Source organism: Thermobaculum terrenum ATCC BAA-798 (genome assembly GCF_000025005.1).
Classification (GTDB): domain Bacteria; phylum Chloroflexota; class Chloroflexia; order Thermobaculales; family Thermobaculaceae; genus Thermobaculum; species Thermobaculum terrenum.
In genome coordinates this window covers 1,688,199-1,703,454 of the sequence record NC_013525.1, presented here as the reverse complement: position 1 = coordinate 1,703,454, position 15,256 = coordinate 1,688,199, and the positions used below count along the sequence as shown (strand labels likewise).

Sequence of the window (15,256 nt, the reverse complement as noted above, 5' to 3'; positions counted from 1 at the left end):
AATCCAGCCCTCCAGTGGGCGAAACAGGACTCGAACCTGTGACCTCACGGATGTGAACCGTGCGCTCTGACCAACTGAGCTATTCGCCTCGTACATGTAGTAGCCTCTCTCGCAGCGACCCTCCACATGTGGTAGCAGCGTAGTTGCCGTCAGGCTTGACAGCAACGCTGACAGCAACGGGGCCCTCAGCAGGAGGGAACTATGCGACAAGCCAATGGCGAAGGCACGGTGTACAGGCGGCGGGACGGGCGCTGGGTGGCTGCCGTGGTGCATGCTGGCAGGCGTATCTCTCGCTACGCCAAGACCAGACGGGAAGCCCAGAAGCAGCTCAGGGAGTTGCTAGAGGCCGCGGCAGAGCACAGGCTTGTGCCTCCCAATAAGCTGACCTTGGAGCAGTACTTGGCTGAGTGGTTGGAGGTACGTAGCAGGGAGCTCAGGGTCAGCACGCGCGTCAACTACCAGAGGCTGATAGAGCAGCACATCTGTCCCGCACTGGGAGGCAGGAGGCTGCAGGCGCTGGCTGCCCTGGAGTTGAGCAGGTGGCTGGCTGGACTTGGAGAGCGCCTGCCCAGAAGAGCACAGGAGGCCTATGCCCTACTACACAAAGCCTTGGCGGATGCTGTGAGGCTGGGGCTGCTGGCTACAAACCCCTTGGATCGGGTGGAGCCTCCAAAGCACCAACGCAGACGCCCCACACTCCCTGCAAGAGACCAGATAGCCCTACTCATCGCCGCCCTGGAGGCGGGCAAGGCCGGCTGGTACAGCGAACTCCTGCTGTTCCTGCTCGGTAGCGGTTGCCGCATAGGAGAGGCGCTGGGGCTGGAGTGGGGGGACGTGGATTGGCAAGAGGGTAGCGTCAGGATATCTCGGCAGCTGCTAGAGGTAGGTGGAGAGGTACACGAGTCCCCGCCCAAGAGCCGGGCGGGGGAACGCGTGATAGCCCTACCTGCTTTTGCCCTCGAGGCTCTCAGGCAACAGAGAGCCAAGAAGCTAGGCAAGTACTGCTTCCTGTCCTCTACGGGAACCACTCCTTGCAGACGCAACGTCCTACGGGCCTTGCATGCCGTGTGTGCTGAGCTGGGACTGCCCAGGCTACGGATACATGACCTACGACACGTGCATGCTTCGCTCTTGGCACATGCTGGCGTGCCCCCCAAGGTAGCACAGAGCAGGCTAGGACACAGCTCTCCTATGGTCACGCTGCAGGTCTACCAGCACGTGCTGGATGGCGCCGATAGGGAGGCCGCGCTGCGTTTGGAGCGGGTCCTTGGGTGAGGGAGAGGAGCATGCGGGTGCGGGGGCCTGGATGGGATCGTACAGACCACAAAATCCGACATGTCGGAATAAAAAATCCGACAGTCGGATTTTCTGTCGGATTTTGTGTGCTGTCGGGCTTCGAGGCCTTAGGAGAGGACGCATTTGAGGCTCTAGAGCGGGATTTGGCTCTAGAGCTCAAATTTGGCCCTCCTGAGGCCTCAAAAAGGGAAAACAAGGCTCTGTGCGGCAGGTTGCAACCTGCCGCACATTGCCCTATATGGTGACTAGGACGCTTTTTTGTTCGGTCAGCACGGCAAGGAGGTGAGGATGGTACACTAGTGCTGACGCCCGAGGCTTTGAGGGCAACAAAAAGAGGCATCAGTAGCTACTGATGCCCCTGCCCCCTGGTGCGGGAAGCACCCCCCCTGTTTGTTTTGGCCGAGGGGAAAATCGGCCCTGAGGAGCTGCAAACCAATGGTACTACAAGACGCAAACGATGTCTATACCCTCATCACCACGAACCTGCAGTGCCCCGACCCCCGGTGCCAGTGCCACCGCGAAGGCGGCAGCAGCAGAACACTCCACTGCTCCGCGCACTCTGACGAGACCCCGAGCCTGTCGGTCAAACTTGAAGGCGACAGGGTTTTGGTCCACTGCCACGCCGGCTGCTCACAGGGCGAGGTCATCAGCGCGCTGAGGGAGCGGGGCCTGTGGTACTCACGAGAGCCTGGATCCAACGGCTTCAAGAAGAAGGTCACCAACTACCGGGTCTACTCAGCCCTGGATGGCATGCCTGCTGGCGTGCACGTCAGAGAGGATTTGCCGGACGGCTCCAAGCGTGTGCACTGGCGTGGACTGGCGTGCAAGGTCTCTGAGCTGGCTTTGTATCGCGCTGAGCTGCTCACGCAGCATCCTGAGGCAACGGTTGTCATCGTGGAAGGCGAGGCTGTGGCTGAGAGCCTGCAGCAAGAGCTGGATCCCAAAACCTGGCTGGTGCTTGCCACCTACGGAACAAGCTACAGGCCCATTGATGAGGCTTTGCGGCCCCTGCTCGGGCGTGATATTGTGCTCATACCTGACGCTGACCGGCCAGGACAGGATCACATGGAGGATCTAGCTGTGAGGCTGTGGCGACTCGGGCAGGATCCCGCTAGGATCAAGCTGCTGAGTGGCCACGACTTTGGAGACAGAGCCAAGCCGGCCCCCCAGCTGATAGCCACCAAAGCCAAGCCAGTGCCCGCTGAGGAGCTCGAGAGCTGGGCAGAGACAAAATCCAAAACCAACAACATAGGAACTTCTGTTGTTGGTTTTCCTGACACGGGGCAAAAACCCAAAACCAACAACATAGGAACTTCTGTTGTTGGTTTTGGGAATTGGTTGTTGTCAGGTCAGCAGCTGCTTGAAGCCGCCAAAGAGCAAAGTAGCATCGAGTACCTGCCCCTGCTTGGAGAGGAGGGCTTTGTGGTGCGGGGCTGGTCTCATCTGCTGGCGGGCTACCCAAGAGTGGGGAAGACAGAGCTGCTGCTTGGCTTTGTGGCTGAGCGCACACAGGCAGGCGACAAGATCCTGTACCTGAGCGAAGAGCCTCAAAGCATCTGGGCGGTGCGAGCAGCCAGGATACGCGACAAGGTCAGCTGGGACAACCTCACGCTTGGGCTGGCTTTGGGCGTGGATCCCGCAGATCTGCTTGCCAGCGTCAAGGCCTCAGACGCTGACGTCGTGATCATTGACTCGATCCGCAATCTGCTGCAGCCTCGTGATGAAACCGACAACTCTGAGCTTGCAAGACTGGTCAATCCCTGGATAGTGGCCTGTCGTGAAGCTGGCAAGACCCTGATCCTGGTGCACCACACACGCAAAGGAGGCGGCGATCACGGCGAGGGCATCGCTGGCGGGCACGCCCTGCTTGGAGCTGTGGATGTCGCGCTGGAGCTGAGCTATGACAAGGTCGAGTCAAGAAGAGTGCTGACCAGCTATGCAAGAGTAATTCCGGGCAAACAGCTGGCTTACGAGCTGAGTCCTGAAGGCGAGCTGCAAGCCTTGGGCAGTCCTGCAGCTGTGGAGTTGCGTCAGCTGCAAGCCAGGATCTTCTGGATCCTTGATGAAGCTGGTGACTGGCTCACGACGCGCGAGGTCAGAGCTGCGCTTGGCGAGCCACAGCCATCAGATGAGCAGGTCAGGCAGGCACTGCTTGGCTTGGCACGCGCTGGCAAGGTTGAGCGCGACCCGGATCTCGCCACAGAGGCCAGAGGCAGGCCAGCCAGGTGGAGGTTGGCACCAATTCCCAAAACCAACAACAGAGATTCCCTAGTTGTTGGTTTTAGTTCTCAGGACTCAGGATCCGGCCAGCCCGAGCCAACCCCTGAGCCGCCTGAAGGGGACCCCCCGCTTGACGATCCCGAAGCGGCCCCACGCCGCCACAGCTGCGGGGGGCCGCTGCTCGAGACAGGCCTGCCAGGCTGGCTGTCGTGTCCGAGCTGTGGCGTCTACATCAAGGCTGATAGCAATGCAGCAGAGGCACCTTTTTGAGTGAGCAAATTTGCTGGCCATGCATAAATCCAGGGACAAACCGCTACACAGGCTGCTTGGGTAGCAGGTGTCCTGCTAGTGGTTGCTGGGCAGGCACCAAGCCCATGCCTCGAGGCAGGAACAGGGCTTGGTGCCGGTGGTGTCAGCGGCCTTTTGTGCAAGCGCACCCTCACCAACGGTACTGCAGTAGGGAGTGCTACCAGGACGCCAGGAACGCACGTCGGCGTGAGCGTCACCTGCAAACCATCCTGTCGCGGAGCGCGTGCTGATGCTGGATCCAACACTGCTCCGCCAAGCTCCGTGTGATCCAACAAGGCAAGTGAGGACGCCCTTTTTTAGAGTGTCACCTTGTGTCACCTGATCTAGGCAAGGGGACAGTTGACCTTTGTGGCTGATGGATCTATCATGTGGGCACATCACGCCGTGACTCGAGCGGTGGACAGTACTCGAGGGAGGGCCCTGCAGCCCTGGAGCTACAGGACCCGTACCAGCAGGGGTAGGCTGCTGGCAAGAAGATTGTATCACTTCTGCTAGCTTCCCCTCCCTGGTGCGGCCTTGTGGGGGTTGCTGACAGCAACTTGACAGCAACGGCTCCTCACTATTGCTGTCAAGTTGGAGAGGGCTAGTGCTAGGCAGAAAGCGCGGAAGAGCAGATACTACAAGGTTTTCTTTGGTGGGCGAAACAGGACTCGAACCTGTGACCTCACGGATGTGAACCGTGCGCTCTGACCAACTGAGCTATTCGCCCCTAGATAATAAGATACCAGAACATGAATTTATGGAGCAAGTATGCCCTCAGGGAAAAGACCGCCTTGAGGACTTGAACCTCAAACTCGTTGGTCGGTGCTTGCCGCAATCGTTTGCGATCCGCTGCAAGCCTTTGACCCCGCTCTACCCTTGAGCTAAACGGCCTTTTCCCCCTTGCCTTACTAGCGGATAATAACATCAAATAGTTTCTTTGCCAAGATATTTGATAACAAATTAATCAAATCTACACATGTTTCTACACATATTCTATCTCTGTTCAGTCGATCACCAAAGACATTTTTGTTCTTGGTGATTGCATGAATAATTTGCTTGTTGTAGAAATCTAGATCTCTGTTGACATGGACATCTGTTATTAGTAAACTTCAAAGTTGTGCCTTGTAGGTGTTTGTGATTAGGAGGGGTTTATGCATCGTCTCACCACACTGATACTGGTTATTCTTCTTGCTCTAGCTCTTATTCCTTCCAACACCTTCGCAGCCCAGAGAGTGGATGGGGTACAAAGGGGTAAGGGGCATGGTAAGGTACTGGACAATCGCAAGCCTAATCCCTTAGCCGAGAAACAGTTCAAAATGCGGCAGAAGGGCTTGCAGAAGCTCATTCAGTCACAGGCTAGTGGCAATCTTAGCTCTATGGCGAAGGGTAAGAACAAGGTTGTAAAGCTGGCTAAGGGCCAGTACGTTGAGTTAGCTAGAGAAGATACAGACCATATATTCACGATCCTAGTAGAGTTTGGTGGAAGTGAAGGTCCTCTACACAACCAGATCCCTGAACCAAACAGGAGAGAAGATAATTCTACCTATTGGGTACAAGATTTCAATCGTGACCACTATGATCAAATGCTCTTCTCGACTGCTCGAGGTGTCATATCTATGGCTAACTACTATCTCGAGCAATCTTCAGGCAGGTACACGGTAGATGGCACGGTCACTGATTGGGTAAGAATCAATGCTAATGAGTCGGATTATGGCAGGCCAGAGCCTGGCCAAATCTCTGGGGATAGCAATACTGTGTATAGGATAATAAGGGATGCTATAAACCAGTGGGTGGCAGACCAAAGGGCTGCAGGTAAGACAACTCAGCAGATCCGCGATTATCTATCTCAGTTTGATGTCTGGGATAGATATGATCATGATGGAGATGGAAATTTCGACGAACCCGATGGTTATATCGATCACTTTCAGATAATACATGCTGGTGAAGGCGAGGAAGCTGGTGGGGGTGCTCAAGGAGCAGACGCCATATGGAGCCATAGGTGGTATGCCAATTGGCCAGCTATAGGGGTGGTGGGACCTTCACCTGATGCCCTTCTGGGAGGATATGAGTTCCCAGGAACAAATATCTGGGTTGGTGACTACACTATAGAGCCTGAGAATGGTGGTGTCGGAGTTTTTGCTCACGAGTTCGGTCACGATCTGGGACTGCCAGATGAGTATGATACTAGCTATCTAGGGGAAGCTAGTTCAGCTTTCTGGACTCTTATGTCTGCGGGCTCCTGGCTTGGTGAGGGCAAGGATAGTATAGGTACGAAGCCGGGACATATGAATGCCTGGGATAAGTTGATGCTGGGCTGGCTCAATTATGATGTTGCTATCTCAGGTCAAAGATCTTCGCATCGTCTGGGCCCAGCTGAATACAACACCAAAGCTGCGCAAGCACTTATAACTGTACTACCCAAGAAGCAGGTCACTACTGAGATAAACACTCCTTACTCAGGTTCCTGGGAATGGTGGAGCGGTGCTGGTGATAATCTTGATAATACTCTTACCCGGAGTATTGATCTCTCAGCTGTAGGTTCTGCATCACTTCAAGCGTATCTGTGGTACGACATTGAGGATGGATGGGATTACGCTTATGTCCAGGCGTCCGATGATAATGGTTCAACATGGACAAACCTGGAAGGTAATGTAACTACTAATGATGATCCCAATGGTCAGAACCTGGGCAATGGCATAACCGGTAATTCCGGAGGTTGGGTACTAGCAAACTTCGATCTCTCTCAGTTTGCAGGGAAAGATATACTTCTCAGATTCAGGTATGTCACCGATGGTGCTGTGCAAGGTAAAGGGCTGACTGTTGATGAAATCAAGATAATAGGAGATGGGAGTGTAATCTTCACAGATGGGGCCGAGGAAGGAGACAACGGCTGGGATGCTAATGGATTCTCGAGAATTCAGGGCTCCATCACTAGAAGCTACAACCACTACTACATAGCTGAATATAGGCGATATCTTGGTTACGATACCGCGCTCAAGACTGGTCCATACAACTTCCCGGATCCTAGCAGGAACTGGGTAGAACACTACCCATATCAGGATGGATTGCTTATCAGTTACTGGGATACCTCTTTCAATGATAATAACGTAGGACAACACCCAGGTCAGGGTTTGATCCTACCTATTGATGCGCATCCTGAACCTCTCCTGAGAAAGGATGGTACTCCATGGAGGACTAGGGTTCAGGTTTATGATGCTACATTCGGGCTGCAGAGAACTGACCCAATAGCTTTATCGTATCTAGATTCGTCGGGTCGTCTGGTGAGGGTAAAATATCCCTCCTTGCCTGCAGCGCGAACTTTCAATGATCTGGATACTTACTGGTATGCCAGCAAACCTGACGCTGGTGTGAAGGTCCCGAAGACTGGTACCATTATCCAAGTAGTTGGTACGAGTAACCATGGCAACTTCATGCAAGTGCAGGTAAAACCTGCCAGAAGATAATAGAGTAATACGTAAGGGGGCATCATGAAGATGCCCCCTTTTTTTATGCTACTCTTTCTTAGCCTTTACTATGGAGGTGTTTATGACCTTAGAGATGGAGTCCCCTAGGATAGTATTTGCTGATGGAGATCGTAATAGTGTCCAGGTTAGATTACAGATTGGTAACTTAGTAGTCTCTAAGGCTACAATTATCCCCCGTCTTATGCGTATTGGTAGATCGGTTGTTAGGGTAGACGGTATAGGTGGTGTAGAGACACATGAGCAATATCGACACAAAGGCTACGCCCGGAGAGTGCTAACCGAAGCTGTCAATAAGATGAAATCCGGGGATGCAGCCTTGTCAATTTTGTGGGGGATACCCAACTTTTATCACCGATTTGGATTTGTATCCGCAATCCCCGCTCATATTATGTCCTTGGATGCATCTGTGGAGCACGAGACAATACCCGATGGTTGGACCGTAAGACCATTTAGGTGGGAAGATGTGGATTCTCTAGCTAGGTTACATAATGAGTTTATCAAGAATTCGGTCGGCCCTCAGCTTAGGGGTGATAGCCCTCCTTATAGCCCAGCTTGGAATCAGCTAAGGGAAGAGGCTAGACATGAATGCAAAGTATTGATAGATGAAAGTAGTACTATAGTAGCTTATGCTTGGGCGTGTTCTAGCGATGTTTGGTGGACGGACTTTCTGCCTAGACAAGATAAGAACTCCCTTATGTTAGCAGAGGTGGTTGCTGCCGATGAGTTGGCGGCGGACGTAATCTTAGGCGTATGTGTGGATTGGGCCAAGTCAAAGGGATTATCTCGAATAGACGTGGCTACCCCTCCTACAGGTAATGTGGCAGCGGCAGGTATGTTGTTAGGTGCTAGGTTTACAATTCAATACCATCGATGTCAAGAGATTATGATTAGGTGTCTTGACCCTTATAGGTTGCTGACGCAGATGGAGCCTGAGTTGGAATATAGATGGCTACACTGCAAAGACCAACTCGATAAGTTTAGTTTAGGTATATTTACCGACGAAGGTAATGTAACTGTTTTCCTGGACCGTAACGGTGCACACATCTTTGAAGGAATCCATGATGAGCTAGATGGGAGAGTGTTCATGACTCAACACGAACTTGCTAGATTAAGTCTAGGAGCTTATCCGCCGTCTGCGATCTTGTCTCGGTTAGATCGGAAACCAGAAGACAAAACTGCAGAGGTGCTAGAAAGAATATTCCCATTTACTGGAGCATTTGTTTGCCCGCCCGACTCTTTGTAGGATATTAGGAAATCTTCTGGAATAGCAGGTAAAGCCTTATTATATTCTTACAGTGCATACAAAGTCTGTACTGTAAGCAGTATATTGCTGCATGTATAATTCTGAGATACCTATGAAATTTGAATTGAGAGGTGACGAAGCTGGTCAAGAAAGAAATAGATCTTCACATGCACACAGATAGGTCGGATGGACGCTATCCGCCGCGTGAGCTGGTGCAACTTGCAAGAGATGTCGGGCTTAAAACGATCGCAATAACCGATCATGACACCGTGGCTGGAGTAGATGAGGCTGTAGCCGCAGGAGAGGAGCTAGGTCTCGAAGTTATTCCCGGTATTGAGCTTAGTACTACCGTGGAAAAGGGCGAAATCCATATGGTCGGCCTTTGGATTGATCCCAATAACCAGGAGCTTCTTGAACTAACAGAGAAGCTTAGAGGTGGAAGAGAATGGGCTGCTAAGAAGATGGTAGAGAATCTTCGCAGTATGGGCATGGACAGGCTTACCTTTGAGAGGGTGAAAGAGCTAGCGGGTACAGCTAGTATAGGAAGACCTGCCATAGCTCAGGCGATGCTTGAGCAAGGCTATATAGAGAAGTTTGAGGATGCTTTCACTGATGAGTATATAGGCCCTGGCGGTAAGGCCTACGTGCCTAGGCATAAGTTGCTTCCAGAGGATGCTGTAAGGGTTGTGCACAGGGCTGGAGGAGTTGCTATCTTAGCCCATCCTACTTTTACTTATGACCTGGAGAAATCGCTTGCCAAGCTTGTTAGGGCAGGACTAGATGGTATGGAAGTATACTACACTGGGTATACACCGTCTGTGCGTGCCTACCTGAGGTCCTTAGCAAGGAAATTTGGGCTGTTGATAAGTGGAGGCAGCGACTTTCATGGTGTACCTTCTATGGAAGAGCCTCCGCTGGGTAGTATCTATGTACCACCAGTTGTATTGGAGGCGCTAAGGGACAGGCATCGCAGAATGCATGTATTGGCTTCATGAGATAGTGTCCTAGTTCGGTACGAGGTGTACGATAAATGAACATCAGGCTCGTGATCAGGCTGTTCGTTGCCATTTTGTTGGGCCTGATTGGTTGGCAATTGGGTTATTCGGCAGCGGCAGCCTTAGATCCTTTATTTAGATGGGCTTGGATAGTAGGACTATCTGGAGTCTTTATAGGTGCTCTACTAGGTTTATTGTTTGCTCCTTATTTGACTATAGTCCCTTTCAACGCCGTCAGAAAATGGATAGCTTCGGTTGCTGTTAGCGATTTAGTTGCTGCGGGCGTAGGACTAATACTAGGACTTGTAATTTCCGCTCTGGTTACCTTCCCGTTGAGAGCCCTTCCTGGTTTTTTAGGTAACCTAATGCCTCTGCTTGCTGCTATAGCTATTACTTATGTCTGCATAATGGTGGTAGTTATGCGGCATAGAGAAATCGCAGAATACGTGACTGAACGCAAGTTCCTAACAGGCGCTCCCAGGAAAGGGTTTGTAGTAGGCAATAGGTACATATTGGATACTAGCTCTATCGTTGATGGCCGCATTGCAGACATAGTTTCTACAGGCTTCCTATCCGGCGATCTAATAGTTCCTCAGTTCATACTTAGGGAGTTACAGGCAATTGCTGACTCACAGGATTCTCTAAAGCGCGCTCGTGGTAGAAGGGGGTTAGATGTGTTGGCAGCTCTCCAAGAAAGCAGCAACGTTAGAGTTGAGATATTTGAGGGGCATATCGAGGCCGGTGAGGATGTAGATAGCAAGCTGTTATACCTAGCTAAGGATCTGTCAGCACCGATAATTACCAATGATTACAATCTCAACAAGATAGCTACCCTGCAAGGCGTGAAGATACTCAATGTGAATGAGTTAGCACACGCACTTCGTCCAGTATTGCTTCCTGGTGAAGACCTAACCGTGAAGATCATACAAGAAGGGAAGGAATATAACCAGGGAGTTGGCTACCTTGATGATGGCACTATGGTAGTCGTTGAAGGTGGCAAATCCAAGATGAACTGTGAGGTAGATGTGGTAGTCACACGCGTTCTACAGACCGTGGCGGGCAGGATGGTATTTGCTCAACTTGCAGATGTGGAGCGTGATGCAAGGTGAGGAATGACTCTGTTGTCGGTGCTGTTATAGTTGCGGCTGGTACGAGCTCTCGCATGTCTGGGATAGATAAGCTTTGGATAGACTTGGGGGGTAAACCTGTAATTTATCATTCTATCTGCGCCTTCCAGCTACTGAATGATATAGATGTGATCGTGGTGGTTACATCGGCCACGAATCAAGAGAAAATTAGAGAGCTATGCCGTAGGGAGTCCCTAGATAAGGTTGTAAGCGTCTGTCTGGGCGGCAATACACGTCAGCAGAGTGTGCTTTGTGGACTTAGGGAGATACCTAACGCTAGTTTAGTAGCCATACACGATGGGGCTCGTCCCTTGGTTACCCCAGAGGTTATAAAGAGAGGGATAATTACAGCTGCCGAGAAGGGAGCTGCTATTGCTGCTGTACCTGCGAAGAGCACATACAAGGTGGTCGATAACCAAGGCAAAATATTGTCCACTCCTAATAGAGAAAGCCTTTGGGAAGCCCAGACTCCTCAAGTCTTCAACTATATGGACATTCTAAGTGCACACGAGAGGGCGGCTCATCAATATGAGGTTTTTACAGACGATGCTTCACTGATGGAGTCCATGGGTCGTGATGTGTGGGTCTATGAGGGAGATTATAGAAATATCAAGATAACCACATTTGAAGATGTCCTTATAGCGAGAACTTTGATAGATAACCGGCTTGCAAAAGGCTAATGTAATGGAGGATTTGGTTGCGAAGCGGAATAGGATTTGATGCCCACAGGTTCGTAGTAGGACGGAAATTGGTGATCGGAGGGGTGGCTATACCTCACCATATGGGACTTGAGGGGCATTCTGATGCTGACGTTCTAACACATGCGATCATAGATGCTTTGCTGGGGGCGGCTTCTATGGGTGATATTGGTACTTTGTTCTCTTCGGATGATCCTGATCTCGCAGGAGTGGATAGTACAAAACTTTTGGCAAAAGTGTGTGAGTATGTTAGAGGGGCTGGCTGGGATATAGATCATGTAGATTCCACGATAATCGCCCAAGCACCGAGGATGTCTCCTTACATTGGTGCTATGAGAGATAAGATCTCCAAAGTTATGGAGATACCATTGACCAGCGTTAGTATCAAAGCTACTACGACTGATGGTCTGGGACCGTGGGGGAGAGAAGAGGGTATTGCCGCTCTAGCTGTGTGCAATATAAGTCGCAAGGACGAATAAAAATAGGGCGGGATAAAATCCCGCCCTATTTTTATTGCTTACTAGCTTATAGAAGAATCCGACCGTTATCTAGCATATTCAACGTTGCGGGTTTCTCTTATTACCGTTACCTTTATCTGGCCTGGGTAACTCAGGCTCTCCTCGATCTTGCGGACAACGTTTCGTGCAAGCTTTGCAGCTTCTAGATCATCTACGTGATCTGGTTTGACTATTATCCTGATCTCTCTTCCTGCCTGTATGGCGTAGGATTTCTCAACGCCCTCAAAGGAATTGGCTACTTCCTCCAGCGCTTGTAATCGCTTGATATATTGCTCGACGCTTTCACGTCTAGCACCGGGGCGACTACCTGAAATGGCATCTGCAGCAGCCACTATGACTGCTTCAACAGTTTGTGGCTCTTCTTCTTCGTGGTGTGCAGCTATAGCGTGCACGATCTTGGGCGATCTGCCAAGTCTGCGAGCTATCTCAGCGCCTATGAGAGCATGAGGACCTTCTACCTCGTGGCTCACAGCCTTACCTATGTCATGCAGTAAGCCGGCTGTCTTGGCGACGTTCACATCGGCTCCGAGCTCAGCCGCTAAAGCAGCGGCTATCAGGGAGGTCTCTACCGCATGTCTCAGTTGGTTTTGGCCATAGCTAGTACGATACTTGAGCCTTCCTAGAAGCCTAATCAGTTCAGGGTGTAGTCCTTGCACCCCTGCCTCCATTGCTGCCTGCTCACCAGCTTCTTTGATTTCAGCTTCTACCTCCTGCTGAGCTTTGCTTACCAATTCCTCTATACGAGCTGGATGTATCCTGCCGTCACTGATTAGCTTAGTAAGAGCTCTTCTAGCGACCTCACGCCTTATAGGATCAAAAGCAGAAAGAGTAACTACTTCTGGTGTATCGTCTATAATGACGTCAACACCAGTGGCTTCTTCGAAGGCTCGTATGTTGCGCCCTTCCTTACCGATGATCCTTCCCTTCATATCCTCGTTGGGAAGTGGTACGGTAGATACACTGACCTCACTGGCGTACTCGGTGCCTATGCGTTGGATAGCGTATGCCACTATCATCTGGGCCCTGCGCTCTGCCTCTTCCTTGGCTTCTGATTCTATCTGTCTGATGATCCGAGCTGCATCTTCTCGGGCTTCTGCCTCCACCTGTCTGAGAAGTTCGGCTTTGGCTTCTTCTTTTGTCATCTCAGCCCTCTGCTGGAGGACTAACATCTGCTCCTGCTTGATCTTTTCAAGCTCATTACGTATTCTCTCAGACTCTTGATCACGAGCTTGTATCTTTTGCTCTCGTCTTTCAAGGGCCTCTATCTTACGGTCAAGATTCTCTTCCTTCTGCTGAAGCCGGCGCTCAGCGCGGGCTAGGTCTGCTCGGCGTTCTTTAACCTCTGCCTCTGCTTCATTCCTGATTCGAATAGCTTCTGCCTGAGCTTCCAGTAGAATTTGCTTCTGCTTTGTGGCAGCTTCTTCGGATATTCTATCGCGCAATCTCTCAGCTTCGCGTATCTGATTATTGGAAATGAAGCGAAGGTAGAGGTAAGAGGCGCCTGCGCCTACCACCAGCGCTATGCCAGCGATCACGAAAGTTAGCGCGTCTGGCATACCCTTACCTCCTATTCAGTTTTCAAGGTTCTTTTCTAAGTCAGGCATTCGCCTGACTTGCCGAATTTCAACCTTCTGAAGCAAGCATAGCCTTGATATGTGGATGGTGTCAAGCTTGTGAGGCAATAATTTGACATAAAATATTACTTGATGAAATTAGTAAATATCTCTAAAATAGAGATAATTTAAAATATAAGGAGTTTGCTTATGGATGGCAATCCTGCTTCTGTAGATGTCGCTCCTAAAACTGGTCGCTACTATAAGTTCCGTTGGCTAGGAATGGCTCTCTTAAGCTTAGGGGTTTCCCTAATAATCGTGGATGCTACCATTGTCAATGTGGCTGTGCCTTACATAATTAGGGACCTAGGAATCAATCTGAATGATGCGGAATGGATAAATAGCATCTACTCATTGGTCTTTGCTGCTCTCTTGGTAAGCGTTGGTAAGCTTGGCGATAGGGTAGGGCGAAAACTGATCTTCTTACTGGGGCTGATAGTATTCGTTGGGTCCAGTGCATTGGCGGGCCTTGCACCTAGTGGTTCATTACTGATACTTGCTAGGTTGTTTCAAGGCATCGGAGGAGCGATGATATTGCCGTCCACGTTATCTATAGTGAACGCTACATTTAGAGGAAAGGAGAGGGCTATTGCCTTTGGTATATGGGGTGGAATTATAGGAGGGATGGCCGCTCTGGGACCATTGCTTGGAGGATGGCTCACAACCAGCCTCTCCTGGCGATGGGCCTTCTACATTAATCTGCCATTAGGTGCTATAGCTTTCATAGGTGGTCTTCTATTCATAGCTGAAAGTAGGGATGAGGATATACGCCCAGGATGGGATTTTACTGGATTTGTCTTGCTGACTTTGGGGTTATTGTCTTTGGTATTTGGCCTTATTGAAGGTCAGAGGTATGGCTGGTGGATACCTCAGCAGAAATTCGATCTTCTAAGCTTTTCCTGGCCATATGATTCTGTATCACCAATACCTGTAGCTATCTTGATAGCAGCTTTATGTATAACTCTTTTCTTATTGGTTGAGCGAGCTAGAATCCGTAGGGGAGATGTAGTTCTCGCCGATCTAAGGCTGTTTAGAATTCCGAGCTTCGCTTATGGTAATGCCACTGCATTGATCGTGAGTTTGGGTGAATTTGGGATCATATTTGTACTGTCGTTGTTCCTGCAGGGAGCTCTAGGATATACGGCATTTAGGGCAGGACTGTTGCTTCTGGGTGTTGCTGGTGGGTCTTTTGTGGCTAGCGGGCTTGTACCCAGGGTGGCCTCCAGGCTGGGTGCTAGAAGGGCTGTTAATCTGGGAATGGCCTTAGAGGGTATAGGTATATTTACTTTGGCACCTCTGATATACTCTCAGGTAAGTGGGGTTAGGCTTCTGCCATCATTGATTATCTATGGAATGGGGGTTGGTTTTGCCACATCCCAGCTCACAAGTGTGATTCTCGCCGATGTCCCCACAGCTCAATCAGGGCAAGCCTCAGGCTTGCAGAGCACAAGTAGGCAGATAGGTTCTGCTATAGGCATAGCCTTGATTGGAACCACTCTAGCCTCAAGGCTAGGTCACGAAACTGCTCAACAGTTGTCACAGATCCCTGGCCTGCCCTCTGCTACCAAGGATCGATTCGTTGATTTGATAAGTAGCACCGCTGGTCAAGTATTGACTACTCTTAGGGGTACTCCTGGATCTGAAGCTATCGTCAAGGCCGGAGAATCAGCCCTATCGAATGCTACTGGCACAGCGGCGATTGTAGCTGGTGTATTTGTCCTCCTGGGGTTTATACTCAGCCTACGGCTGCCGGCTTCTAACGAGAGTTAA

The 15,256-nt window shown here is 50.7% G+C and carries 11 protein-coding genes and 2 tRNA genes; 10 read left to right on the top strand and 3 right to left on the bottom strand.

Annotated features, from left to right (window positions below):
• Positions 1-15: 15 nt before the first annotated feature.
• A tRNA-Val gene (locus TTER_RS07980) sits at positions 16-88 on the bottom strand.
• A 113-nt stretch (positions 89-201) separates the two neighbouring features.
• Between TTER_RS07980 and TTER_RS14780 the strand changes: the two genes are divergently transcribed.
• The 3 genes from TTER_RS14780 to TTER_RS15775 all read left to right on the top strand — a co-directional run bounded on the left by TTER_RS14780 (position 202) and on the right by TTER_RS15775 (position 4,320).
• A complete protein-coding gene (locus TTER_RS14780; protein ID WP_012875508.1) occupies positions 202-1,275 on the top strand; it encodes a tyrosine-type recombinase/integrase in 1,074 nt (357 codons plus the stop codon).
• 456 nt (positions 1,276-1,731) lie between these two features.
• Complete coding sequence (locus TTER_RS07965) at positions 1,732-3,786, top strand: AAA family ATPase (RefSeq protein WP_012875506.1); 2,055 nt, start codon at positions 1,732-1,734, stop codon at positions 3,784-3,786.
• Between the two features lie 387 nt (positions 3,787-4,173).
• On the top strand, positions 4,174-4,320 hold the full coding sequence (locus TTER_RS15775; protein ID WP_169302653.1) for a hypothetical protein: 147 nt from the start codon (positions 4,174-4,176) through the stop codon (positions 4,318-4,320).
• Positions 4,321-4,457: 137 nt separating this feature from the next.
• Here the strand turns inward: TTER_RS15775 and TTER_RS07960 are convergent.
• Positions 4,458-4,534 (bottom strand) — tRNA-Val (locus TTER_RS07960).
• 424 nt (positions 4,535-4,958) lie between these two features.
• Here TTER_RS07960 and TTER_RS07950 point away from each other — a divergent pair.
• The 6 genes from TTER_RS07950 to ispF all read left to right on the top strand — a co-directional run bounded on the left by TTER_RS07950 (position 4,959) and on the right by ispF (position 11,834).
• A complete protein-coding gene (locus TTER_RS07950; protein WP_012875504.1) occupies positions 4,959-7,271 on the top strand; it encodes an immune inhibitor A domain-containing protein in 2,313 nt (770 codons plus the stop codon).
• 82 nt (positions 7,272-7,353) lie between these two features.
• Positions 7,354-8,535, top strand: a complete 1,182-nt coding sequence (locus TTER_RS07945) for a GNAT family N-acetyltransferase (RefSeq protein ID WP_012875503.1) — start codon at positions 7,354-7,356, stop codon at positions 8,533-8,535.
• Between the two features lie 131 nt (positions 8,536-8,666).
• Positions 8,667-9,530 carry a PHP domain-containing protein gene (locus tag TTER_RS07940; protein ID WP_012875502.1) on the top strand — a complete coding sequence of 288 codons (864 nt, stop codon included), beginning with the start codon at positions 8,667-8,669 and terminating at the stop codon, positions 9,528-9,530.
• A gap of 35 nt (positions 9,531-9,565) precedes the next feature.
• On the top strand, positions 9,566-10,639 hold the full coding sequence (locus TTER_RS07935; RefSeq protein ID WP_012875501.1) for a PIN/TRAM domain-containing protein: 1,074 nt from the start codon (positions 9,566-9,568) through the stop codon (positions 10,637-10,639).
• On the top strand, positions 10,636-11,337 hold the full coding sequence (ispD, locus tag TTER_RS07930; protein ID WP_012875500.1) for a 2-C-methyl-D-erythritol 4-phosphate cytidylyltransferase: 702 nt from the start codon (positions 10,636-10,638) through the stop codon (positions 11,335-11,337). The genes TTER_RS07935 and ispD overlap by 4 nt, the downstream gene beginning before the upstream one ends.
• A gap of 17 nt (positions 11,338-11,354) precedes the next feature.
• A complete protein-coding gene (ispF, locus tag TTER_RS07925; RefSeq protein WP_012875499.1) occupies positions 11,355-11,834 on the top strand; it encodes a 2-C-methyl-D-erythritol 2,4-cyclodiphosphate synthase in 480 nt (159 codons plus the stop codon).
• Positions 11,835-11,899: 65 nt separating this feature from the next.
• Here the strand turns inward: ispF and rny are convergent, their stop codons facing one another.
• Positions 11,900-13,429, bottom strand: a complete 1,530-nt coding sequence (rny, locus tag TTER_RS07920) for a ribonuclease Y (RefSeq protein ID WP_012875498.1) — start codon at positions 13,427-13,429, stop codon at positions 11,900-11,902.
• Between the two features lie 207 nt (positions 13,430-13,636).
• Here rny and TTER_RS07915 point away from each other — a divergent pair, with 207 nt between their 5' ends.
• Positions 13,637-15,256, top strand: coding sequence for an MFS transporter (locus TTER_RS07915; RefSeq protein ID WP_012875497.1), 1,620 nt, complete (start codon positions 13,637-13,639; stop codon positions 15,254-15,256).